20 protein-coding genes and 1 pseudogene are annotated in these 23,945 nt (G+C 38.4%); 8 read left to right on the top strand and 13 right to left on the bottom strand.

The window, feature by feature from the left end; translation table 11 throughout:
- Positions 1 to 63: 63 nt before the first annotated feature.
- Complete coding sequence (locus HJP15_RS08310) at positions 64 to 465, top strand: YkgJ family cysteine cluster protein (RefSeq protein WP_170173491.1); 402 nt, start codon at positions 64 to 66, stop codon at positions 463 to 465.
- Between the two features lie 117 nt (positions 466 to 582).
- Here HJP15_RS08310 and HJP15_RS08315 read toward each other — a convergent pair whose 3' ends face one another.
- Positions 583 to 1,341: an EAL domain-containing protein gene (locus HJP15_RS08315; RefSeq protein ID WP_054205506.1), complete on the bottom strand. Its 759-nt coding sequence runs from the start codon at positions 1,339 to 1,341 to the stop codon at positions 583 to 585.
- A 387-nt stretch (positions 1,342 to 1,728) separates the two neighbouring features.
- On the opposite strand from HJP15_RS08315, the gene HJP15_RS08320 reads away from it, so the two are divergent.
- On the top strand, positions 1,729 to 3,000 hold the full coding sequence (locus HJP15_RS08320; RefSeq protein ID WP_170173493.1) for a type 2 periplasmic-binding domain-containing protein: 1,272 nt from the start codon (positions 1,729 to 1,731) through the stop codon (positions 2,998 to 3,000).
- 9 nt (positions 3,001 to 3,009) lie between these two features.
- The gene (locus HJP15_RS08325) at positions 3,010 to 5,271 is read left to right on the top strand and encodes a response regulator (protein ID WP_170173495.1); all 2,262 of its coding nucleotides are present in this window, start codon (positions 3,010 to 3,012) and stop codon (positions 5,269 to 5,271) included.
- Between the two features lie 343 nt (positions 5,272 to 5,614).
- Here HJP15_RS08325 and HJP15_RS08330 read toward each other — a convergent pair whose 3' ends face one another.
- The 7 genes from HJP15_RS08330 to HJP15_RS08360 all read right to left on the bottom strand — a co-directional run bounded on the left by HJP15_RS08330 (position 5,615) and on the right by HJP15_RS08360 (position 13,086).
- Positions 5,615 to 6,355, bottom strand: a complete 741-nt coding sequence (locus tag HJP15_RS08330; protein ID WP_169328345.1) for a hypothetical protein — start codon at positions 6,353 to 6,355, stop codon at positions 5,615 to 5,617.
- A gap of 228 nt (positions 6,356 to 6,583) precedes the next feature.
- Complete coding sequence (locus HJP15_RS08335; RefSeq protein WP_170173496.1) at positions 6,584 to 7,651, bottom strand: porin; 1,068 nt, start codon at positions 7,649 to 7,651, stop codon at positions 6,584 to 6,586.
- Positions 7,652 to 8,176: 525 nt separating this feature from the next.
- The gene (locus HJP15_RS08340; protein ID WP_143483834.1) at positions 8,177 to 8,359 is read right to left on the bottom strand and encodes an MFS transporter; all 183 of its coding nucleotides are present in this window, start codon (positions 8,357 to 8,359) and stop codon (positions 8,177 to 8,179) included.
- Positions 8,360 to 8,463: 104 nt separating this feature from the next.
- Positions 8,464 to 8,838 (bottom strand): RidA family protein, encoded by a 375-nt coding sequence (locus HJP15_RS08345; protein WP_054205515.1) that lies wholly within the window; start codon positions 8,836 to 8,838, stop codon positions 8,464 to 8,466.
- 148 nt (positions 8,839 to 8,986) lie between these two features.
- Positions 8,987 to 10,546 (bottom strand): BCCT family transporter, encoded by a 1,560-nt coding sequence (locus HJP15_RS08350; RefSeq protein ID WP_054205516.1) that lies wholly within the window; start codon positions 10,544 to 10,546, stop codon positions 8,987 to 8,989.
- Positions 10,547 to 10,633: 87 nt separating this feature from the next.
- Positions 10,634 to 11,626 (bottom strand): dipeptidase, encoded by a 993-nt coding sequence (locus tag HJP15_RS08355; protein ID WP_064436012.1) that lies wholly within the window; start codon positions 11,624 to 11,626, stop codon positions 10,634 to 10,636.
- Positions 11,627 to 11,640: 14 nt separating this feature from the next.
- Positions 11,641 to 13,086 (bottom strand): aldehyde dehydrogenase family protein, encoded by a 1,446-nt coding sequence (locus HJP15_RS08360; protein WP_054454132.1) that lies wholly within the window; start codon positions 13,084 to 13,086, stop codon positions 11,641 to 11,643.
- A 93-nt stretch (positions 13,087 to 13,179) separates the two neighbouring features.
- On the opposite strand from HJP15_RS08360, the gene HJP15_RS08365 reads away from it, so the two are divergent.
- The 3 genes from HJP15_RS08365 (at position 13,180) to HJP15_RS08375 (ending at position 16,955) form a co-directional block, all read left to right on the top strand.
- The gene (locus HJP15_RS08365; protein WP_064436013.1) at positions 13,180 to 14,079 is read left to right on the top strand and encodes a LysR family transcriptional regulator; all 900 of its coding nucleotides are present in this window, start codon (positions 13,180 to 13,182) and stop codon (positions 14,077 to 14,079) included.
- 418 nt (positions 14,080 to 14,497) lie between these two features.
- Positions 14,498 to 16,207, top strand: coding sequence for a hypothetical protein (locus HJP15_RS08370; protein WP_054205520.1), 1,710 nt, complete (start codon positions 14,498 to 14,500; stop codon positions 16,205 to 16,207).
- 10 nt (positions 16,208 to 16,217) lie between these two features.
- Positions 16,218 to 16,955, top strand: coding sequence for a DUF3726 domain-containing protein (locus HJP15_RS08375; protein ID WP_054205521.1), 738 nt, complete (start codon positions 16,218 to 16,220; stop codon positions 16,953 to 16,955).
- A gap of 100 nt (positions 16,956 to 17,055) precedes the next feature.
- Here the strand turns inward: HJP15_RS08375 and HJP15_RS08380 are convergent, their stop codons facing one another.
- From HJP15_RS08380 to HJP15_RS08395, 4 genes are all read right to left on the bottom strand, one after another.
- Complete coding sequence (locus HJP15_RS08380) at positions 17,056 to 17,379, bottom strand: DUF2834 domain-containing protein (protein WP_170173498.1); 324 nt, start codon at positions 17,377 to 17,379, stop codon at positions 17,056 to 17,058.
- A 425-nt stretch (positions 17,380 to 17,804) separates the two neighbouring features.
- On the bottom strand, positions 17,805 to 18,215 hold the full coding sequence (locus HJP15_RS08385; protein WP_054454125.1) for a DUF6559 family protein: 411 nt from the start codon (positions 18,213 to 18,215) through the stop codon (positions 17,805 to 17,807).
- Positions 18,216 to 18,505: 290 nt separating this feature from the next.
- On the bottom strand, positions 18,506 to 19,540 hold the full coding sequence (locus tag HJP15_RS08390) for a GGDEF domain-containing protein (RefSeq protein ID WP_170173500.1): 1,035 nt from the start codon (positions 19,538 to 19,540) through the stop codon (positions 18,506 to 18,508).
- 340 nt (positions 19,541 to 19,880) lie between these two features.
- Complete coding sequence (locus tag HJP15_RS08395; RefSeq protein ID WP_054206938.1) at positions 19,881 to 20,375, bottom strand: hypothetical protein; 495 nt, start codon at positions 20,373 to 20,375, stop codon at positions 19,881 to 19,883.
- A gap of 511 nt (positions 20,376 to 20,886) precedes the next feature.
- Between HJP15_RS08395 and HJP15_RS08400 the strand changes: the two genes are divergently transcribed.
- Positions 20,887 to 22,206, top strand: coding sequence for a sensor domain-containing diguanylate cyclase (locus tag HJP15_RS08400; protein WP_170173502.1), 1,320 nt, complete (start codon positions 20,887 to 20,889; stop codon positions 22,204 to 22,206).
- Between the two features lie 522 nt (positions 22,207 to 22,728).
- Here HJP15_RS08400 and HJP15_RS08405 read toward each other — a convergent pair.
- Complete coding sequence (locus tag HJP15_RS08405) at positions 22,729 to 23,733, bottom strand: transposase (RefSeq protein WP_249365814.1); 1,005 nt, start codon at positions 23,731 to 23,733, stop codon at positions 22,729 to 22,731.
- 87 nt (positions 23,734 to 23,820) lie between these two features.
- On the opposite strand from HJP15_RS08405, the pseudogene HJP15_RS08410 reads away from it, so the two are divergent.
- A pseudogene (locus HJP15_RS08410) lies at positions 23,821 to 23,945 on the top strand (IS66 family transposase); the annotation flags it as partial.

Genomic DNA, 23,945 nt, shown 5'->3' on the forward strand with positions numbered 1-23,945 from the left:
AATGCTAAATAAAGACTATCAATGCTAATATGTGTACTTGTATAGCCTGATAATCAGTGAACTATGAAAGATTGTAACCAATGCGGTAAATGTTGTATAAAATACGGCGGTGGGGATTTGTGTGCGACAAAAGAAGAAATCGATCTTTGGGAAATATTTAATCCTGATATTTTTGAGTTCGTCAAAGGTGACGAAATATGGTTTGATCCTAAATCAGGCGAAAAATTATCAAAATGCCCTTTCCTTGAGGTTGAACCAAAAAAAAATGCAACTGCACCTAACAAGTACACCTGCAGCATTTATTTAGATAGGCCTGAAGATTGCCGCCATTACCCTAGCCTCATTGCTGAAATGGTAAGAGATGAATGTGAAATGATTGAAATTGTCGATTTAGAAAACTATAAAAAAGCGCAAAGAAAACTCGATCTATTAATGCAAGATAGCCGCCCTGCTGGCTACTCGTAAGTGAATGATGTTAATTCATTGTACCAATAATGGCATGCCCTTGTAATAAACTATAACATCAGGAGCTGCCTGCACAGTCATTAAACCTTGGTATAAAAAATTGATTCGACCTAAAATTCAACTAAAACTCACTGAAGGTAAACTTTCAAAGCCGGGTTTTGCAAAGAAATACCCTTGCATTAATTCCACCCCAGCATTACTTAGCCATTGATACTCCTCAATCGTTTCGATCCCCTCCGCCAAAACTAAAATATTCAATTCAGTTAACATATTTAAGCAATGCCTAACAACAATTTGCCGCTTGTGGTCTTTATCTATGCCCCTAATCAACCCCATGTCTAACTTAACAATATCAGTTTGAAAATCTGCTAATAAATTAATACCCGAATACCCAGCACCAAAATCATCGGTTGCTGTTTTAAACCCAAGTGATTGATAGTATTCAACCACACGTTTTACATGATTAGTATCTTCAATTTTTTCGACTTCCGTAAATTCGAACATGATGTTCTGTGTAGGGAAATTATGTTTTTTAGCGGCTTCAAGTGTCGTTCTTATACAACGCTCAGGTTTGTAAATTGCATTTGGTAAAAAATTGATGCTCAACATGCCATCAAGTTTAAGTTCAGCGGCAAGTGCGATTGCTTTCACTCTACAAAGCTGATCAAATAAATAACGGTTATCGTCATTAACTTTAGAAATAACAGAATAAGCTGACTCATTATTTAAACCACGAGCAAGCGCTTCATAACCAAAAACACGCTTAGTTTTACAGTTAACAATAGGCTGAAAAGCCATTGTAAAATCAAAGTCTAAATCGTTAATATCACTACAATTATTACAATATTCCCTATTGCAATCTATTGATTCACTCATCTATAATCCCTATTATATCTGTCTTGCTTGGATACCTAAAAGGTTAGCTGTCATAATGAGTCTATGCAATGAATTGTATATAAATTAACTAAATATACCCAAGTGACCTAAAGATGTGAGTTTCAGTTGGAATTAAAAGGGACCGCCATTATTGCGAAGTAAAGCCTTGATATTAAGCCCCTGTAAAACGCTGAATCCTGCATCTTGAGGTCACTTGGGTATATACGTAAACGTCATGCTATTAAAGTCCACTGCATTGTTTGTTTAGTCAATAACTCTCAAAGTCCATATAAAACAACCTCATTTCATATGGTTATTACTATTAAATTATCTCATTAATATCTAATGTTAACTATACTTAAAAAAACATAACTACTGAGCGAAAACATGACTAAACAAAAAATTACTCGCCGGCACTTTCTTAACACGCTGACCGTTGGTGCAGCAACAACCGCACTTGCTTTTAAAGCCCCTTATGTTTTTGCTAAAAAGCCTATAACTCTGCGCGTAATGGGCACACATGTCACCTTGCAAGAGGAGTTACGCCTAAAAGCCATGCAGGAACTGGGGATAAATCTTGAATTTACACCAAAAGGCAGTGCTGCGGTTTTACAAAAAGCTGCCGCGGATCCATCTTCTTTCGATTTATATGAGCAGTGGTCAGACTCTATCAATATTTTATGGCAAGCTGGGGCAATACAGCCTTTAGAGATTGATAGATTAAAGTACTGGAATGAAATTAATTCTTTGACTAAAACAGGGAAATTAACCCCTGACGCAAACATAGGCGCAGGTGATGCACCTAATAAAATTCTCTTTGTCCAAAGTGATGGCAGCCTAGGCACAACGCCCACATCACAAATCAGTTTTATGCCTTATGTGCATAATGTAGATTCTTTTGGCTATAACACTAACTTTATAACCCAAGGAGTCCCCTATCAAACTGAATCATGGGGGTGGTTATTAGACGATAAAAATAAAGGGCGTGTTGCACTTGTTAATGCACCAACTATAGGTATTTTTGATGCCGCGCTAGCCGCACAAGCACAAGGCTTAATGACCTTCAAAAATATAGGCAATATGACCATAGCCGAAATAGATACCCTGTTTAAAATACTTATCAGCAAAAAACAGTCCGGACATTTCGCAGGGTTTTGGACCTCAGTACCACAATCTGTTGATTATATGGTAGATAAACGAGTGCACCTTCAAAGCATGTTTTCGCCCGGTGTAAGTGCTTGTAGAAGCAAAGGGCTACCAATTGTGTATGCATCTCCTAAAGAGGGGTATAGGGCATGGCACGGCGTTATGTGCCTATCAGCAAATACAACAGGACACGTTAAAGATGCCGCTTACGATTATATGAATTGGTGGCTTTCAGGCTGGCCTGGTGCGTTTATAGCTAGACAAGGTTATTACATCTCTAACCCTGAACGAAGTAAAGAGTTAATGAGTAAGCCTGAATGGGATTACTGGTACCAAGGAAAAGAAGCTACATCAGACTTATTAGGCACTGATGGTAAAGTCTCAGTTAAACAGGGTCAATTGCGTGATGGCGGCAGTTACGAAAAACGTTTCTCGAATATTGCAGTATGGAATACCGTTATGGATAACTATGACTATAGCCTTGATAAATGGTATGAACTACTTAATGCATAAGGGATATTCATGCTATCAAAATTGACTAACTCTATCGCGGCTAAAGTACTTTCAGTTTTAGCTTTATTTATTATAATTCAGTTAGTTGTATATATTGTTATCACAAAACGTATCGCAATTGTCGATAAGTCTGTTGACGAAATATTTAATATTACCAACCTTTCAATCAACGTTTTTGAGATCAACAAAGACATTTTAGAAATACAACGCGATACATCCGTTTTTGGTAGTTCAGGTAACCAAGTTATCTTCGATAAAATCGAAAAAAATTACGCCATCATTAAACAACGACTTGCAAGTACACAGCTACAAGTCGAAAATGAAAAAATCACCTCTTTGCTATCATCAATGCAGGCATTAGTCGTACACTTTGGAAAAAGTTTAGATGTTGTTAATCTGCGCTACAATGAAAAAGCAATGTTGATCGATCAAGAACTACCAGCGATTTATGAATCAGCAATCAATACACTAACTCAAGTTATGGCTGAGAGTACAACAACACAAAGCAAATTACTCGTCGCTAATTTAACCAACGTCTGGCATACACTTAATAGAAACGCATTTCTTTTTTTGAATAACAGGGAATATCAGAAACGCCAAGAAGTTGTAAAAAACCTCAAAAATATTGATCTCTTATTAGTGCAATTAAAGACAACCACATTGCAAAACCAGCCAGCATTAACGCAGATCAGCGAGCTTAAAGTACAATTTAGTAAAACCTTCACTAAAAGTATTCAAGCAAACCGTAACTATCTCACATTAGTAAATGTTGTAATTGCTGGAGACACCATGGAGTTTAGCGCTTTAGCTGCGCAATTAAGGGAAGAGTCAATAAATCTATTAAGGGAAATTAAAAATACCAGCGAATCAAGTATCACTCAAGCTGAGAGTATAATTAAAGGATCATTGTTTTTGTCTATTGTACTGTTTCTTATTTTTGCTCTATTTTTTCACTTACACATCATAAGAGCAATAAAAGGACTAACAAACGATTTTAAAAGCTTACTTCAGGGCGACTTATCGATCAATATATCAGAAACACACCGTAATGATGAAATTGGCGTATTAGCTGAAGCGGCCAACCAATTTAGGGTATTAAACGAAAACTTGCTGTTAGCAAAAAAAGAAGCCGAAGAAACATCACGCATAAAGTCTGAGTTTTTAGCAAACATGAGTCATGAAATACGCACCCCAATGAATGGCATATTGGGCATGGTACGGTTACTTGAAAACACAGAATTAATGCCTGAACAACAAAAAATGCTTAATTTAGTCAACTCCTCCAGTAAAAGTTTACTCGTTATTTTAAATGACATACTTGATCTGAGTAAAATTGATTCTGGTAATATCAAGCTAGAAAAAAGCACTTTTCAATTAAGTTCAATATTAAATGAACTAGAGCAAATGTTTAATCCGCTTGTACATTCAAAGCAAATTAAGCTGCTTATACCAAAATCTATTGATAACTCCTTCGACTTTCTTAATGGCGATGAAACGCGCTTAAAACAAGTTTTAATCAATTTACTTAGTAATGCCGTTAAATTTACTGAATCTGGATATGTTAGCTTAGCAATTGAACTAAAAAGCAAAAGCACATCAAGTGTTAACCTCATTTTTAGCATTTCTGATACCGGTATAGGTATTGCGCCTGACAATATCAGTTCATTATTTGATGCTTTTTCACAAGCTGACTCTTCCATAACCCGTCGCTTTGGTGGAACCGGGCTTGGCCTGACAATCTCAAACAAGCTTCTGAGCTTGATGGGCAGCACTTTAGAGGTCAATAGTGAAATCAATAAAGGGTCTACTTTTTATTTTAATATTACGTGTGACCTCGCATCAAAAGCAGAGCCTTTTAAGAAAAGTGACACTAATATTAAGCTAAATTTTGATCCAGATAATATTACGATTCTGATTGTTGAAGATAGTCCTATAAATCAAATTGTACTAAAGGGCTTGCTGGCTGAGTTAAACATTAAAAATATAGAAACCGCTGAGAATGGTGAAATAGCACTCAACAACTGTAAAACTAACCACTACGATATAATCTTGATGGATATGCAAATGCCTGTAATGGATGGCATCACAGCTACACATCTTATTCGCTTACTTGCTGCATACACACACACACCTATAATAGCTATCACAGCCAATGTTATGGAAGAAGATCGTCAACGTTGCTTTGATGCAGGCATGAACGACTTCTTAAGTAAGCCTATTATATTCAAAAGTTTAGTGAGTATATTAAACAAGTATCACAGGAAGTGTTGACCTTTGTGGATTGAAATTTGTTCAATCTAGGGGCAGTTTAATCGCGGCACGAGGTTTGTAACCGAGTGGGCTCGATAACTGCTCCTGCGTTATTCTACTGGCTCACATCCATGTGAGAATAAGTAAAAACCAGGCAAAGCTTGTGTGTCCTGATCACGCCCCTTGCCTACATTCATGTAGGTATCCTCGAGGCAGAACTAAAAGGGCAGCCCATGTTTGGCATTTATACTGCGTTATCGCCTATTTATGGGGAACAGACCACACACCAGGCGCTGCCTTGCTTAAATACCAAATAGACTGCTGTAAAATCAATCACGAAATATCAACACGCCCTAATAATGAATTAAAAGGTGAATTTAATATCTTTTATTTCTCTTACTTGATAGGCGCTAATAAAACTTGAGTCTGCAAGTTCTTTTGATATTGTGCCTTCTCTGTATCTATTTACGACAACATCTACCTCACAGTTTTTGTAACTGTTTTGCGCATTCGCATCTAAAATGTCTTTTTCACTTAAATTAAAGTCAAAGCTGGCAACATTTGCAATTGTGGTACTTGCAGATCCTGTAAACGTGCCGCCATTTGAATCATCACACCCGTAGTTTAAAACAAGCTCTGTTTTACTGGCAGGATCTAAGCCATCTAATTGAACAGTTACACGTTGATTGTACTTAATTGATATACCATTACTCGGTGCTAGGATGATAAAATTAAGTGGTAACTCAACCTCAGACTCCGCATTTTTCTCATCTTTTCTAACCAAATCGATACTAAATTTTGTATTCCCTTGCGTTATATCAAACTTCCCTTCGTAATCAATATCTAATAAGTCGGTGTCTTCTGTAAGCGTAATGCGTTTACCTGCCGCTTCAGCATATAACTTATCACCATTTGACAAGCGGATATTAGACCCAAATGAGTTACCTGTATTTAGCTCCGCGTTTATTTTAGTGTGCTCACCATCAGAGCTAATTCGATACTCAGCCTGAATTGCCTTTGTTTTTAAAAGATCAGATTCAGTTTCGCTTGTACAACCACTTACTAACAACCCTAAAAAAATTAAACTTACATTAAATTTCATCATTATAAATATACCAACAGTTAACAATTTTGCAGAGTTTACATTTAAACTTACCTTTAACAAGAACAAAAAAGTAAAAAAGTGTAATAATTATGTTTAAGATCAATTTCCATAATTAAACCAATAAAAAAGGATTAAAAAAACCCGTGAGCTTTATCGCTTTTATTAATTTTATGAACAAAATCACCACTTATTTAAGCGGTGACTTGCCATTTTAAATTATTAAGAATATTAAAAGTCAAACCTATAACCTATTAAAATTTTATCTTCAGCTTCATAGACCTTTTCAGCTTCATCTCCCCATATACTATATTCAATATAAAAACTCCCCGCTTTATGATTATATATCACATCAAAGATGGCTTGATTTGTATCGACTGTTAAACCACTAACAGAGTCCATTGCTACATCGGCATACGTTGCTTGAAGCTGAAAATCCCCTAATTTATAACCCGAATATACTTCTATCACTTTTTCGTTAACAATTTCACCCGTTGCTTTTAAACCAGCGTAAAAACGAACATCACTGGAGTCCTGATAGCGGGCAGCTAGGCTCAACGACCCACGGTTGTAAGCAACTTGAACTGCATCTACTTTATTATCTCCTACCATACCTGTTAGGTCATAACGCGATGCTGAAACAGTGAAATCGCCTATAATATATTTAGCTGCTAAATTGTAACCAACGATACTTTCATCTTTATCACCTGCAAGGTTTGCCTTTACGTCACCATTATTAGTAACCACCATGAGTGCTGCTTGAAAGCCATTCATATCAGGTGTCATGTACGTAACAGCACGATCAGGGCGCAAATATTCGATATAATGCCCATTTCCAGCGGCATCTACGGCCCACAAACCATAGCGATGAGTATGACAAATAACGCCTGTTGATTCGTTTGTGCATCCTGCTGATTCGTCAATATCTGCAAAAATATCAATGGCATTATCTGTAAAATTCCAATGCGGTGAATATTGCTTACCTATTAAAATAGAACCAAACTTACCTTCTAAACCCACGTTAGCAAGACGAGCCCGTGTATCATTTCCAGCAAATGAACCATCATCTGTAAACAGCCTAAATTCAAAGTTGTACGTAGCCTTTATACCATCCATAATTTCAGCGCTACCAAACGCACCTAAACGAGAATAATTGTCTTTATATTCTACATTGCCTTTATTAGTGTCTTGTATTTGTACACGAATACTACCGTACCAATTGAATAGGTCACTATTTGCCTTTGCTACTGCGGGTGTTACAAGTGTTGCTACTAATAGAAGTTGTGTTACTAATTTCATAATATTTCCCCAGTGTTAAAATTATTTTCCAAACAAGACTTAGTCAAGCTGGTTTCAACCATTCATTTTTATTATTAATTACGTTGATTATAATAAGAACAACAATACAAATAGTGAAATCAATAAATTTAATAAATTAATAAGTAATCCTTATTAATAACACCAGAAATATAATATATTAGATTAAATTAAATAATTTACATTTAAATAAAAATAATTAGTTTTATTTTATTTTTTCCTCTACATGGTTAATCCGAAGATCAAAGGCAATAATGGTTGAAATAGCAGCGCATGTTTGGAATTTATACTGCGTTATCGCCTATTTATGGGAAGCAACCGCACACCATAGGCGCTGCCTTGCCTAACCTACCAAATAGACTGCTGCAAAATTAATCACGAAAGGTCAACACGCCCTAGCAGTAAAGTACTTGGGTAAATACTGCAAATAAGAATACTCACAGCCCCTAATGCAACACATCCGGCAAACATACGAATGTGTCCCACACGGCGAATTAAATTAGTGCTTTAAATAGCGACCACTAACAACCCAACAAAATAAAGCGACAGCACCATACCAATTGTGTCTAAATCAACACCATCAAGCCCCATTCGAACAGGCAATAGCACATTGATCAAACCATTCCCTAATAACAAGATAAAGCAGCTAGTAAACAAAGCGAGAAAGATATAAACGTGGTTCGCATGCATTATCCTTTTAAAAAAGTTGCTGATTGAGCAAGTAAGACGGGGGAATACTGTACTTTGACGTTCTGTAGGTATTAGGCCTGTATGGGCAGGCCTAATTATGCGTTTTAAGGAACAGCTGCGTAGGCAACAATTTCACATAACATTTCTTCACGCGCTAAACCTGCCACAATCATTGCGGCGCGGTTTGGGTATGGCGCTTGGAAATACTCAGCGTAAACCGCATTAAACGCTGGCAGTTGTGAACGGTCAGTAACATAAATAAGTACTTGCGTTACATCATTCATCGTCAACTCTGCGGCTTCAATTGTATGCTTAAAGTTCTCCATTGTTTGGCGGGCTTGAGCTGTAATACCGCCATCGACAACGTTGCCTTGTGAATCAATCGGGATTTGCGCCGTCGATAATGTGCCATTTGCAATAATAGCCCACTCTAACGGCGCCTTTGATGCAAATAAATTAGTTTTAACAGGTGTTTTCATTTTAATTTCTGCTCTGGTTATTTAAGTAAGTAATTAACATTACAGTTGGTTGTGGTTGGTTATTTGCCCATGCTGTTGGGACAACATAGGACTTTGTAATTATTTAATTCATAAAAGAGGCCGTTATATTTGCCTCTTTTATTTGAGTTTATAAGCCTTGTTCATCCGCCATTTTTTTAGCAATTTGTGGCGCTGTCCAAAGTGACGGTAATAGTACAAACGACACTGGCACTGCCGTGACCACAATAAAAGACTGCAATGCAGAAATACCGCCTGAGCCAATTGAAATTAATAAGGCTGCCATTACCCCCATCATAATTCCCCAAAATACGCGAATTGAGGTTTGCGGGTGATCTGTGCCTGTCATAACCATTGACACCGAATACGTCATCGAATCGCCCGTTGTGGCAACAAAGATAGTGGTGAGTATTAAAAATAATACCGAGATAACAAAGCCCATGGGTAGCTGCTCTGTGATTGCTAATAAGGCGGCAGGTAGATTAAAACCAGTAAACGGCACAGAAATAACACCAGGGTTAGTCAGCTCAAAAAACAAGCCTGAACCACCCACTATAGTAAACCAAAAACACGTGATCACAGGGGCTACAACAGAAATCAATAAGATCATTTCACGAATCGTTCGGCCACGAGAGATCCGTGCAACAAACATCGCCATTAAAGGGCCATACCCTAAAAACCAACCCCAAAAGAACACTGTCCACCAGTCTAACCAGCCTTTATCAGCACGAAAGGTCGCCATAGGGATAAATTCATTTAGATACAGACCAAAAGAATGCAAGTAGCTATCAACAATAAAAGCGGTTGGTCCCATCACAAGAATAAACACCATTAGCGCCACAGCTAGAATCACATTAAAACGGCTCAATAATTGAATACCTTTAGTAACACCACTGACTGCCGATAAAGTGTAAATACCGATTAAGCTAAATAAAATAGCAACTTGCGTTGTATAAGTGTTAGGTATTCCAAATAACTTTTCTAAACCAAAGCTCACCTGTAGACCAAGAAAGCCAATCGGCCCAACAGTGCCCGCAACAACCGCTAACACACAGCACGAATCAACAATAGCGCCAAAAGGACCTGTCATTACGCGATCACCAAACACCGGGTATAATAAAGTGCGTGGCTTTAGCGGTAAGCCTTTCTCATAATGTAAATGCATATAAACTATACCAGTCAAACTCCCTAGAATTGCCCACGCTAAAAACCCCCAATGCATAAAGCTTTGCGCTAACGCATTATAAGCAGCTTCTTTGGTGCCTGTTTCACCGCCAAAATGTGGTGGCGGCGAAGTAAAATGTGCCATGGGTTCGGCGGCAGCCCAAAATACACCGCCACCAGCCAAAAGTGTGCACATAATGATGCAAATCCATTTAAAAGTAGAAATTTCAGGCGCTTTTAATCCCCCTAAAACAACTGATCCCGTTCGACCTACGGCTAAGAAAATACCAATCACAAAAGTTAAAAGTAAAAGTACTTGCCAAAAAGCACCAAAGGTCTGAGTAGAAAAAGTAAAAGCCGCGTTGATCCAACCCGACATAAGCTGAATATCGTAAAGTGCTAACGCTGCAAACAGCACCAACACCCCGCCGCTAATTAAAAACACGGGCATATCGACACCCGCCAAAAACTTAATTTTGGTTTTATCTTCCTCACTCTGTTCTATTGCTGTTTTAGAGGTATTCATTATCGTCTCCTGATGGATCTCTTTTAGTTATAATTTATCAAGATGTTACGTTGATACTATGCCATTGCTCCTTACACCAAATCCGTTTTATACCTTTTGTGCCTGTAGTCCTTGGTCAAGGAGATTCAACCAATTCAAGCCCATTATTTTTGCTACTTCTTCATCATGAAAGCCACGCGCCAGTAAACCTTGAGTGATATTAGGAAAGTCGCGACTATCTTTAAACCAAGACAAAGGTTTTGGCCAATCAGCATCTGATTTAGACCCTTCCCCATAATCCATTTCTTTTGACCAGCGACCGTTGCGCATCCACTGCAAAATCGAGATCGGTTGTTCTTGGCATAAATCGGTGCCAATTCCAATATGATCAATCCCCATTAGATCAGCGGTATTAGCCACCATGTCGCAAAACTCATCGAGAGTGCAATCTGGGCCATTTTTTAAATGAAACGGATACAAACTAAAGCCCAGTAACCCACCAGACTCTCCCAATGCTTTTAATACCTCGTCTGATTTATTACGCTTTGCAGCATGAAAACTACTGGGGTTTGCATGCGAAATAACAATTGGTCGCTGCGATATTTCAATCGCATCAAGCGTACTACGCTCACCGCTGTGGCTCATATCAACAATCATCCCTACGCGGTTCATCTCTTTAATAACCTGCCGGCCAAAGCGCGTAACACCACTATCAACGGCTTCGTAACAACCACAAGCTAATAAACTTTGATTGTTGTAAGTTAACTGCATAATCATCAAGTTTAGCTCACGCATGATCTCAATCATTGCAATATCGTCTTCAATCGCAGAGCAGTTTTGTGCACCAAACATAATGCCTACTTTGCCTAGCTTTTTTGCTAAGTAGATATCAGCCGTGCTTTTAACCGGCATAATTAAATCGTGGTGCAGCTCAAAAAGACGGTTCCACTGCCCTATTCGAAGCAATGTTTCGCGAATTTGCTCGTGGTAAACAATGGTCACGTGGACCATTGTTACACCGCCACTTTTTAACTGTTCAAAGATAGCCCTATTCCAATTAGAATATTGCAAGCCATCAATAACTATTAGGTTGTCATGCATAGCACTTTCCTTGGTTATGAACGGATATAAGTGGTTTTAACCACAGTGTAAAATTCTTTAGCGTACGTGCCTTGCTCGCGTGCCCCAAAGCTAGATTCTTTACGGCCACCAAAGGGCACATGGTAATCAGTACCCGCAGTGGGTAAATTGATCATTACACATCCTGTTTGTGCGCGACGCTTAAAATCGGTCGCATATTTAAGAGACTGAGTACAAATTCCACCGGTTAAGCCGTAGTTTGTATCGTTTAAGGTCGCAAGCGCTTCTTCATAGTCTTTAACCTTGATCACACAAGCAATAGGCGCAAATGCTTCTTCACGGTTGATGGTCATATCATTTGTAGTATTAATAAATAATGCCGGTTTTAGGTAGTAACCTTCGGTATCCTCTGTCACAACTTCACCGCCAATAGCCAAGGTAGCACCTTCATTTTTAGCAATGTCTAAATAGCGAAGGTTCTGCTCCATTTGGCGGGCATCGGCTACCGCGCCAATATGCACGCCCTCTTTAAGTGGGTGGCCAACAACCAACTGTTCCATTCTTTTGATAACAGCCGCTACAAAGCGGTCATGGATCCCTTCAGTTACAATTAATCGTGAAGACGCGGTGCACTTTTGCCCTGTACCAAAGAAAGCGCCGCCAACTGCACATTCCACAGCATTGTCTAAATCTGCATCATCCAATATTACTAATGCATTTTTACTGCCCATTTCGAGCTGACACTTGACTAAGTTGACTGCGGTTGCCGCTGCTACTTTTCGGCCAGTTTCCAAAGAGCCGGTAAATGTTAAAGCATTAATTTTTTTGGAATGAATAAGTAAATCACCCACCTCAGCACCTGGGCCCATTACTAAATTAAATGTACCTGATGGTAAACCTTGGCGAGAAATAATCTCAGTTAGCGCCCAGGCACTTGCAGGCACTTGATTTGCAGGTTTAAATATAATCGCATTACCAAATGCTAATGCAGGCGCAATTTTCCATGCTCCGGTTGCCGTTGGAAAGTTCCATGGTGTAATAATACCCACAACGCCCACGGGTTCACGGTGCGTTTGAATTTCAACACCAGGGCGAACCGAGTCAGCAGTTTCGCCCATTTGACGCAACACTTCTGCTGCATAGTAATGAAAAAACTGCCCTGAACGATAGGTTTCACCAACACCTTCAGCCAATGTTTTACCTTCTTCTCGTGCTAGTAACTTACCTAATTCATCTTTACGAGCGATTAACTCATCACCAATTGCCATTAATACGCGGTAGCGTTCTTCAAGGCCACTTTCTTGCCATTTAGGCTGAGCAGCGACTGCGGCATCAAGGGCAGCCTCGGTTTGGGCTTTATCGGCTTGGGCATAATGTCCAATCGTGTCGCTTAAATCTGCTGGGCTAACATTAGCAATAGAGCTTGCACCTTCAACCCATTGACCTGCGATGTAATTACAAAAAACTGAAACTGATGACATAAATACCTCCATTAATTAATTGGATTCAGTATAAGAAGCATGCTTTAATAACTAAAATTAATAATTAATATCTTTTGATAAGGAAAACTTATCGTGTTACCTGAATTTAAGATTGCTCAACTTCGTCACTTCGTCTGGGTTGCTGAATTAAAAGGGTTTCATTATGCTGCGCAAAAGGCGTGTCGTACGCAGCCTGCTATCTCCTTATCAATACGCGACCTTGAAAATAAATTAGGCGCCGACGTTTTTGAAAAGCGTAGCACTAAAAGTACGATGACGGAGTTAACCCCTTTTGGTAAACATTTTTTACCTAAAGCAAAGGAGCTAATTGCTCATCACGACAGCATTTCGCAAGACATGATGTTAATGCGAAACAATAAATCAGGGCATTTACGGCTCGCCTCTGTACCTTCTATTGCATGTCGGCTATTACCTAATTTATTGTCTAAATTTGTTGCTGATTCACCGGATCTTCATATCAGTTTTTACGATGACAACTCAGAAGCAGTACTAAGAAAAATTGAAAAGCAACAAGTGGATATTGGTATTGCCAGCCTCCCTCATGGTCACGAACATAATAATATTTTATTTACTCCAATTTGGCAGGACGAGATTGGCGTGGTATGCCACAACGAAAACCCACTTGCGAATAATAGCGAGCTGCACTGGCAGGATTTACATGATCAACGCTTAATTAGTAATGGCACATCGCGCTTGTTAGAAGAAACCGAAGCAGCTCCTTTACTTGACGGTTCACAATTTTATATTTCCAATATGCTCTCGTTAATCGCCATGATCGAAGCAGGTATTGGTATTACAACATTGCCACGCTTTGCGTTTCCAGAGCACAATAAAACACTGTGTTTTATTCCCTTAAAAACACCTCATGTGATACGTCAAATTGGTATCGTGCAACTTAAAAACTCATCACTTTCACCAGCTGCTCAAGCATTCGCTGATTTCATTTTAAAACAGGGGGCGGCGCAACAATAAAGCAGGCCTATCAAATTCCATTTTATAGGCTATATGCTAGGGCGTGAGCGCATGTTTGGCATTTATACTGCGTTATCGCCTATTTATGGGGAACAACCACACTACACAGGCTATACCTTGCCTAACCTACCAAATAGACTGCTGCAAAATTAATCACGAAAGATCAACACGCCCTAATGTGTTTTAGCAAGACTTGAATTCAAGCAATAAGTTTTACTTATCAACAGATAGACTTTTTTGACTTGTAACAATGTAAATTTTGGTTCAAAAATGAAGAACCATTTATATAAAAACCAGTTTTGAACACACATTGCCTAAACATTTTAATAAATAAAAACGAAGGTGGTTAACAGCCATAACTGAGTTGCTATTATAAAAAGATTTTAGGTATTAAAACTGTATAAAAGAGATCATTAACATGACTAAACATGCAGATATCCGCGCCTCACTTTGGGGTGATAACGCACTACCACTTCGCCCCCCAAGCCAAGTAATGAACCTTGAACGATTGGGTTCTTTGCACCAAAGCCGGTTAAGTTTTATGCGTACTTTAGTACGTAGAATTTTTCGTGAACGGTGGAAGATTGAATTGGCCACTTTTGAGCTTAACAACGACGGGTTTGGTACTGTTGTTTATGAAGTGAACGCGCCTGATGGGCTGTTTAGTTTTGTATTATTCTCAGACTTATTATTACCTGAAGAGCGCAACGACCGCGTAATTGCAACGAAGTGGGATTTAACCATGGCGTTAGTTGAAGGCCGTGTTAATCCTGAGTACATTGCAAAGTTAAAAGAAAATGTACCAAAACAAGAGGCTGGACGCGTAGACTCCCGTGTATTTGTATTATCACGTGCAAACCGCAGCGCTCGCAACTTTGATTACGTAGTAAATCAATTGGCTACAGGACAACAACCCGATGTAAGTAAAATTGCCGAAGTGGGTTATCTCTACCGTACTACAGCCGTATACGGTAGTGGTAAGCTAGGTATGGCTGATTGGGAAAAAGTACAACAAAAACATCGCGATTTTGCACGTCCATTTGCCAGTGAAATGTTTGTTTGCTTTATGCTACGTAACTTTAGTTTGCTACAAGTGGAGCATATTGCACGTCACCGTAACGAACAAACATTCACACCAATGCGCGCCGATATTAAACGTTACTTTGGCATAGGTAACTCAACTGGCCTTGGCATGGCACCCTACTTAGTTAATCATCCTGTGTTAATTAACCAATGGATTGAAATGCGCGAATTAGCACTCGCCCGTATTCGCTCACTCGGTGCTATTACATCACAAATCAAAACAACACTGCTTGAACTACTAAAACGTTGTGCGCAACATACACATGAAACAATCACCGAAGATAAGCAGCAAACTCAACACAACATCGTACTCGCCCAAGAAATGAATAAGCTAACTGAGCAGGTAGTCACTAATTTTACTAGCTGGAATGAATTAATTGCCTTTAGTGAGCAGCACTGCTCGCTGCAAAGCCAAGAGATCCTTGTCTCAGTTATGCTCGAACTTTACCCTGAACTGGTTGATGATCTAGAAGATTTTCACTGCGCTGATGAAAACCTTGATTTAGATCCACTGATGCCACTACACCAATTAAAAGCGGTAATTGAACGCCGTTATGACTGGGCGTTGGCGATTGACTTTGACGCAGAAGGCGCGCGCGAAACCTACTGGTATCGATCAGAAGAAAAAATGGAGCCGCGCCTAGGCAGTATTGCTGACGTAGAAGGTAAAAAGAAAGCCATGGCATTAGCCGTCGGTTACGCTGTACGAAAATGCTATAACATCTTGGTTGACTACATTGCAGCAAACCCAAGTCAGATAACCGCCCGCTTCATGGTTGCTCACCCAAAATTACGCGGAATTGTTAGACGCATTCAAGGTATGGACCGTTGTGTGTATGGTGATATCCAGGCAAATTTACTTGATAAAAACGTACTGCCAATGCATTTACTGCGCTGCAAACTCGCTTTTTTTGGTGTAAGTAAGTTTGACCCTCGTTCACGATTATGGGTTAGAAACACTATGTTTCAAGGTGCACCATTACTTGAAGACATCGGTAAACCATTTAGTGATGATTGGTTTATGCCATTGATCCCAAAGCAATGAGGAAAATACTGTGAATATTTCAATGAATGAATTTAAAGCCTCTTTACGCAGGTGCTTTGAAGCAAGCGGCTATTTTGTTGGCAATTACGAAGACGCTGCAAACATGGTGCTATGGCTAGAAAAACATGGTTTAAATGGTTTAACTGAACTTAAACATGCGCTCCCCTACATTTGTAATGATTTTGACAAACCATTAAGCAATGTAATTTACGAAGATAGCACCTCAGCCATCATCGATGCTCATCACCGCAGCGCACTTAATTGCATTGCCGCCGCCGTTGATCTTGCTCATGCAAAAGCACTTGAGGTAGGAATTGCAACAGTCACAGTACATAACTGCCATAACCGGATGTTTGTTCTCAAAGCACTAACAGACCGAGGCCGTAGAGGGATCAGCGCAGCCGCTTATTGGAAAAATGGCAGCGATACCGTCACCGAGCACACCGCAGCTATTTGCTCAGGCAAACGCTACCCAAGTTATAGTCAAGCAGTTACTAATCTCATAACCAATGGTGAAGATAAGCAAGCACTCACCATTATATGCAGCTCACGTGTTGACCTAACCTCGTCGTTGCAAAGCAGTGATAGCTTGATTATTACACCTAAGCAAATTGAAAAAAACAAAGAAAAATCAGTCGATTTTGGTATTGAGATAGATGAAAGTACATGGCAAAAAATAAATAAACTAGGGGCTGGTGTTTTAGTAGAAAATACCGAACGCTCAAGGTTAGATGCCGGCGGGCGCTAATTTAATAATACAAACCTCTCAGCCTAATTTCAGGTTAAGAGGTTTGCTTACCTGTGGAGTAAAAATATAAAAACTCACCCAACTCCCCCCCCACACCTACTTAGGCCTTTTTTAAATCTAAATACTGCTTTTCTTTTAAATATAAATACAAAGGAAAGCCAAAAGACACGCCAATAGATAACGTTCCAAGAATTGCCAACCAGCGGTATTTAACTTTGTTTCTTTTACCATCTACAGCGATAAATATTAATAATGCCAAAGCAGCAACTAACACATCTAACCAAGCAAAAATGCTAATTGGGTTAATGACTGCAGCATAAAATAAAGCCGTAAAATCTAACCCATTATTTACCAACCAAGGAATAAATGCACCAAAAGGAATAGCAATGCCAAGCACCGTTAAAAATAAATATAATTTAGACAAAACTTGCTCCTACCTATGGAGTGTAATAATTACTATTGACTTAGACTACGCAGAGCCATTTTTTGTCGCTATAAAAAGTAGCATGAGATTTGGGCTTACGAACCCGAAAGCCCGAAGTACCAACTCCTTAAAAAACAAGGAGTATCATATACCCAAGCCGCCTCAAGATACAGACTTCAGCGTTTCACAGGTGTTTAATATCAAGGCGTTACTTTGCAACAATGGTCATCCCTTTTAAAAAGTAACAACGCTGAGAGTAAGCGCCTGTGAAACGCCCAACGGGTTGGTTTAAAAGCGATTTATACAGCGTTATTGATTTTAACAAGGGAACAACCATTATTTGCAATCAATGCCTTGCCTAAATCGCTTTTAACTCCAACTGAAACTGCATCTTGAGGTGGCTTGGGTATATTACTGAGTGACGACTAATCACCACCTCCCCCGCCGCCATCTGTACCGCCATCTCCGCCTCCAAAACTCCCCGAAGAATTTAACGCTGAATTTGATGATTCGGCTAAAAGTGTGGCGAATGAAAAATCAGATACTCCGTTAAATAAAGTATCAGATACATCACTACGCATAGCAATATAATCGCAAGACTCGCCAGCACTATCATAAATATTTTTAAATTCTGCTGGGGAACAATACATTGCATATGCATAGCAGTTATCGATCACATCCGTACTACTGTGATTACCAATTCTCTTTCGTTTGATAACACTATCTACCTGCGCTTGAGTATAATATTTTTTATATCCGTATTGTGCCTTCAAGACTAAAGGCAGGCTTCTAGCGTATTTTTTGATTTTACGTCTTTTGAAAAAACCTTGAAACATAGTCAACCTTCCTTGAGTTATTTAACGAGCCTACAGAGTTACTCATTTAAAATTTATTTTTATTGATGTATCAACCATAACTGATCACCAATTTTGACTCAATCCCTTAATGAAGCCATTAATTGGAAATCACTGTAATAAATTAATAATCAGATGTGACGTTGAGTTAATGCTTTTATTTACTCTAACAAGACAGTACTCCGCCATTTTGAATACTTGCCAAAGTAATCAAAATCCCCCTCGCTTGTGTAATAGTATTTGACTCACATTGAGTTAAGGCAACAACTATTTTATGCTATTTCTACACGGTTTCTTCCGTATGCTTTGGCTAAATATAATGCTTTATCCGCACGCTCAATAAAAGCCGGTGTAGTATTACCTTCTTCGATCAATGCAATGCCAAAACTGGCTGATATAGCTCGCTGTTTTTTATCACTTTTCTTACTTTTAACGCAGAGCTTTGCAATTGATTTACGAAGTCTTTCCGCAAAGTTTAATGCATTTGAAATACCTGAAAAATCACCTAAAATGCAAAATTCCTCACCGCCATAGCGATATCCTTTAAACGAATCACCGCATGCATTAAGTACTTTATTAGCAACGACTTTGAGTACATCGTCACCTTTTTGATGTCCAAAATCATCATTAAATTTTTTAAAGTGATCAATATCTATAAATATCAATGCATGGTTCATTCCTAATGGCGCTTCCTCATTACAAAAATGAGCGATATCAAGGTCAAATCGACCTCGGTTATACAACCCCGTTAACGAGTCAGTATTAGCAGCCTCTTGAGTACTTAAAAGTGTTTGTTTTAAATTTGATATCTCTGCGTAGGCACTTTCTAACTTTTTCTGAAATGAATACGCATTTTGTTGCATAAGCACTGATTCTTCCGTGAGTTGATCGACAATACCAAGCACTTCATCATATGACTCAACACTATTATTCTTAATGCCCTGCAGTCCCGAATTACACTGGTATAGAAATGCCGAAAACCCTTGAGAAGTTGCAAGTGTTTTATCAATGTCTTCTTTTACATCTTCAATAGTGTCTTGAAAGCTCGTAGAGATCTCATAAAACAAAGCGAGATCTTTATCTGATAAAAATTCATCAAATAATGCGCGAGCTTTATCTGCTGGGCAGGTTTTGTAGCTTTTTAATATATTATCAAGGCGTAAGTTAAACTCTAAGTTACGGCCTAATACATAACAATACCAAATCGCATAATTGACTGGGGTAAACGGTATTTTAAAGCTCGACATCATAGGAATAACTTTTTTCAAATGCTTGGCGGACTGCGAAAGTGAAGTATTAGTATCCATGGGCTTTGTTACTCATTGATTAGATATGCCAAATTGCTTTAGCTTACTTTTATTATTTTATGTAACACTTACCGGACCAATATAGATAATTGCATTAAATAAATCAATCTAAAATAAACCACCCTAACAGATTAACTTATGTAAATTTTTTTTTGCAATCAAATAATAAGCGTAAATATCATCCAATGGTGAGGTAACATTAGATGGGAGAGTCAACATGCTCTTTTTATATCGTTACTCTATTTTTTATAAACAATAAAAAAAGCGGAGAAGCTATAACTAGCTCCTCCGCATCCTTAGGTAATATGCACGCTATTCGCACGCAAAAAATGTACTTACCTTATGCTGTAGATACGTTTTCAGCACCTGCATTTTTAAGCGCGTCCTCAATATCACTCTTGTTCTCACTGGTATATTTAACACCTAATAGAACTGATCCCTTGGCAATGGCATCTTCATAATATTTGATTTCATGCTCAGGTATAAAAGCACCAATGATAGCACCTACTGTACCACCGGCAGCGGCACCAGCACCGCCAGCGGCAAGAGCCGCCACTACAGGACCAGTAACGATCAATCCAGTTCCGCCACTAGCCACAACACCAACAGCAGTCAAACCACCAACAATTGCCGCTAATACGCCGCCTGATGCAGCTCCAATTATGCCGCCTTCAGCAGCTTTTGTGCCTTCATCAACAGCAAAATCATCTTTTGTGTAAGAATCGTTGGCAACGATGCTAATTTCTGAATTTAAAACACCTAGCGCCTCTAATCTATAGATTGCTAATGTTGCTTTTGAAGCATTCTCAAATAAACCCGTTATAACATTACTCATAATAACTCCTTTTTAAGTTTAAACATTGTGTATGAATTTATTAGAAGCAAATGTTGAACCAGAAATGAAAAAACAGAATTAACATTATAAAATCAACAACTTAAAAATATAAACTAATATATCAGTATGTAAAACTGCACACAAAAATCAATTAATTGCAACTTTTACGAATAACAGTGTAAATAATTCTCAGAGCTTTGTTTTTAGGTGTTAGTAGTAAATAGCTTTACGAAACTCATAGCCAAATGCTGATACCTTATTTTATGGACACCACTGAATACAATTTGGGCTTGTCTTTGTAAATAAGTATATCCATAAATTTTGTAAACCATCTGAGTTTGGTTTTGGTGTTTTTAGCACCCACATACTGTACGCAACAGGCTAACGACTCGATTGATTTGATGCTCAGAAAAAAGGTGTGACTGTGCTCCTGAAGAGTGAATGCTTTACACAAGTAAATCGTAAACTACAATTGTATTAATTCCACATAAAAATTTCGAGTTAAGTCTTAATGTACAATAAAATAATAGCTTTTTGGCAGCAGCGTTCCCTTCGATTTTGGTTAATGTCAGGGTTATTGATAACAATTATACCATTTTTAATATTTTCGATTTTAACTTACACATATATTAATAAACGTGTAGTCAACCCACTCTTATCCTTATCAGAAGAGCAGCAAGCCATTTTCTTTCCTATAAATCAGTTACAGCAAGCAACCTGGGGCATGTCCGCATCGGTAACTGATTTCCTTGTTAGTAAACAATTAGCTTATAAGACAAAATATGAACATGAAGCACTAAAAATTAAGAGTGCATTTCGCAAATTAGAACTAGCCTCAGAAATTATAAACACTGAATCTTTAATGGAAATTTCTAGGGCTAAGAAACAATGGCAAACTATCGATAAAGAAGCTCGTTTTATCTTAAATAACTCTCAATACAATACTATGAGCGATCATAAGTCTAGCCAAAAAATTATTGAATTTGAGAGTAAGACTGAATCACTAGGCCACACTTTAGGTTTAATTTATGGAAGTATACAATCGGAAAATGATAGGCTACATAAACAATCGATTGATGCCTTAATTTCAGCTGAAAAGTTGTATCTATATGTTTTATTTTTATCTATTCTATTCGGAATTATAGGCTTAATAATTATAAATCGCTCTTTAATAAGTAGCTTAGGTAAGCTCACTGAAGGTGCTTCAAAATTTGCGACAGGAGATAACAAGCATACTATAAATATCGGTATCCCTTTAGAAATGGCAAACGTTGCTAATACATTCAATGCAATGAAAAAAACTATTATAGAACAACGTAAAGAGCTTGAGTTTGCAGCAATGATAGACGGCCTAACAGGATTACTGAACAGACGTAAGTTCGATGAGTTGATAGAAGAAAAATTAGAGTATGCAAATAACACAACCACTCCATTGAGTTTAGTTATAGCTGATATTGATCATTTTAAACAATTTAATAATGAATACGGGCATATTGGTGGAGATGAGGCCCTAAAGACGTTCGCAAAAATATTTGGTACCGCTATACATGATGACCATTACGCATGTCGATATGGAGGTGAAGAGTTTGTAATACTCTTACCAAACTGTACTATTAATCAAGCTGAACTGATCGCTGAAAAATTAAGAGTCACTGTAAATAATAATGTTTTAACAATAAATACTAAAAAGATACCTCCCCTAAGCGCTAGCTTTGGTGTTGCATCTTTTCCTGAGCATGCAGATACTAGCGAAGGATTAATAGAAGCTGCAGATAAAGCGCTATATAAATCAAAAAATACTGGCCGTAATCGAATTACAAGAGCTCAATAGGTCGGTTACATTACGCATAAAAGATCAAGTAGTTCAACAAATCACTCGCATGTGATGACTCTCCTCAACAAATTAGACAACCACTCTAATTGAACCGACACCGCTACTCCACTAAATTTACTTTTAGGTTATGAATTTATCTTTTACTACTGCGTTATTTTCATTTCACCCATCAAATGGTTATTTGTAAGCGTCTAGTAAAGTGTACCTGCCAGTAACTCGTCAAACCGATTAAGCTACAAAATTTAGGATGGGCGTCATCTTTGTTTCCTAAGTTTTTAAGGCAAACATTTGTGGAAAGTAAAAAAGAAAGTAAAAAAGGACAGGCATATATTTTGCCAGAAAATTTTGCACCTCTACCATCGTAGGTAACCGTATCATTATTTTTTGCGCACTGTTAGTGTTAGTTACAGCACTTAGAATTCAGTTGCTTGGCAGGAATTTTAGGTATAAAAGGCAAATCGAGGTCGACACTTTGTTTAATAACGTGTTTTTTAAACAAACCAATGAAGATGCAACTGTTCAACCTGCGCCTTTGTACCATTTTACATCGTTGCTGGCGGCTTGCTGCTTTAACCGTTGTTTGCTGCCTGCAAAATTTGAGTACTGCTGCCTAAAACGTTGAATTGATTCAAGCCATTGCGCTTCTTCTATATTCAACGTCAGGAGCACTTTTGGCACTGCGTTGTTGATATGCCCTTTTTTCTTTGGAGCTATGTGGCGGCCACTCCAGTCGACTAATTCAATGTAATCCAGTAATGCAAAGGGGATCGTGCCTTTAATATGATTACCACCAAATAGCTTTAGCTGTGCTGGTTGACTTTCATGTTGAACAGTATCTTTTTGTTTGAGAGGCTTATTCGCTTTAACCGTGTCTATGGTAAAGGCTTTGAAATGCGCTATACGCTCTTGAATTGAGGTAAAATCACTGTTTTCAAGCGTATCGGCTATATTTGCTCTTATGGGGTTCAAATCAACGTAGGCCATGCAACTGAGTACTGCGGTTTGATCTAATAATGCCTGTGACTTATAGCGCCCTTCCCAGTACTTGCCCGTGCAGTTATCTTCTTTATTGGCTTCGCGGGCAATGTACTCATTGAGGTTTTTCATATACCAACTGATGTCATACAATCTTTCTCGCCATTTAGCGATGATCTCATTGAAAAAGAGCAAACTTGGCTTATCTAACTGCTCACCTTTTAAGTGGCGGTCGACTAAAACATGGCCATTATAAAGTAGATACCAGCGTTCAATTACTTCATCATCTGACCAATCAAGTGCTTGACGTCTATTAACGTTCACAACAAGGTGGTAGTGATTGCTCATAATCGCGTAGGCGGCAATTTCAATAGCGAACACGCTACTTAATAACTTAATTCGCTCTACCAACCACGCCCTACGGTGATCAAAGTTTTTACCTGTGTATTTATCATCACCACACAAGAATGCACGTCTCACGCATCGTGAGATTAAGTGATAATAAGATGTCGATGCTAAATCAATCAGCTTTTTTCTTGCGCGAGTCATAAAATATCAACCTTAGTTGAACTGTATGTAATAACAGTAGTTGATACTATAATTTTTGCAAAAAAATTGTGCCTGTCCTATTTATTTGATTTTCTTGACGGTTATCAAGGCTACATGCACGTTGACGGCTACAAAGCATACGAGCAAACGAAGGCAACACTGGTTGCATGTCTAGCCCATATACGCCGTAAGTTCATCGAGGCCAAAGGTAA

The organism is Pseudoalteromonas sp. NEC-BIFX-2020_002 (assembly GCF_013002825.1).
In the GTDB taxonomy this organism is placed as follows: domain Bacteria; phylum Pseudomonadota; class Gammaproteobacteria; order Enterobacterales; family Alteromonadaceae; genus Pseudoalteromonas; species Pseudoalteromonas neustonica.

Coding starts and splice junctions, on each gene's coding strand:
- HJP15_RS08315 (WP_054205506.1), bottom strand. CDS start 1,341: ATGAGTGAATCAATAGATTGCAATAGGGAATATTGTAATAATTGTAGT.
- HJP15_RS08355 (WP_064436012.1), bottom strand. CDS start 11,626: ATGCATGACAACCTAATAGTTATTGATGGCTTGCAATATTCTAATTGG.
- HJP15_RS08345 (WP_054205515.1), bottom strand. CDS start 8,838: ATGAAAACACCTGTTAAAACTAATTTATTTGCATCAAAGGCGCCGTTA.
- HJP15_RS08390 (WP_170173500.1), bottom strand. CDS start 19,540: ATGGATACTAATACTTCACTTTCGCAGTCCGCCAAGCATTTGAAAAAA.
- HJP15_RS08400 (WP_170173502.1), top strand. CDS start 20,887: ATGTACAATAAAATAATAGCTTTTTGGCAGCAGCGTTCCCTTCGATTT.
- HJP15_RS08350 (WP_054205516.1), bottom strand. CDS start 10,546: ATGAATACCTCTAAAACAGCAATAGAACAGAGTGAGGAAGATAAAACC.
- HJP15_RS08395 (WP_054206938.1), bottom strand. CDS start 20,375: ATGAGTAATGTTATAACGGGTTTATTTGAGAATGCTTCAAAAGCAACA.
- HJP15_RS08385 (WP_054454125.1), bottom strand. CDS start 18,215: ATGTTTCAAGGTTTTTTCAAAAGACGTAAAATCAAAAAATACGCTAGA.
- HJP15_RS08310 (WP_170173491.1), top strand. CDS start 64: ATGAAAGATTGTAACCAATGCGGTAAATGTTGTATAAAATACGGCGGT.
- HJP15_RS08335 (WP_170173496.1), bottom strand. CDS start 7,651: ATGAAATTAGTAACACAACTTCTATTAGTAGCAACACTTGTAACACCC.
- HJP15_RS08330 (WP_169328345.1), bottom strand. CDS start 6,355: ATGATGAAATTTAATGTAAGTTTAATTTTTTTAGGGTTGTTAGTAAGT.
- HJP15_RS08320 (WP_170173493.1), top strand. CDS start 1,729: ATGACTAAACAAAAAATTACTCGCCGGCACTTTCTTAACACGCTGACC.
- HJP15_RS08325 (WP_170173495.1), top strand. CDS start 3,010: ATGCTATCAAAATTGACTAACTCTATCGCGGCTAAAGTACTTTCAGTT.
- HJP15_RS08360 (WP_054454132.1), bottom strand. CDS start 13,086: ATGTCATCAGTTTCAGTTTTTTGTAATTACATCGCAGGTCAATGGGTT.
- HJP15_RS08405 (WP_249365814.1), bottom strand. CDS start 23,733: ATGACTCGCGCAAGAAAAAAGCTGATTGATTTAGCATCGACATCTTAT.
- HJP15_RS08370 (WP_054205520.1), top strand. CDS start 14,498: ATGACTAAACATGCAGATATCCGCGCCTCACTTTGGGGTGATAACGCA.
- HJP15_RS08340 (WP_143483834.1), bottom strand. CDS start 8,359: ATGCATGCGAACCACGTTTATATCTTTCTCGCTTTGTTTACTAGCTGC.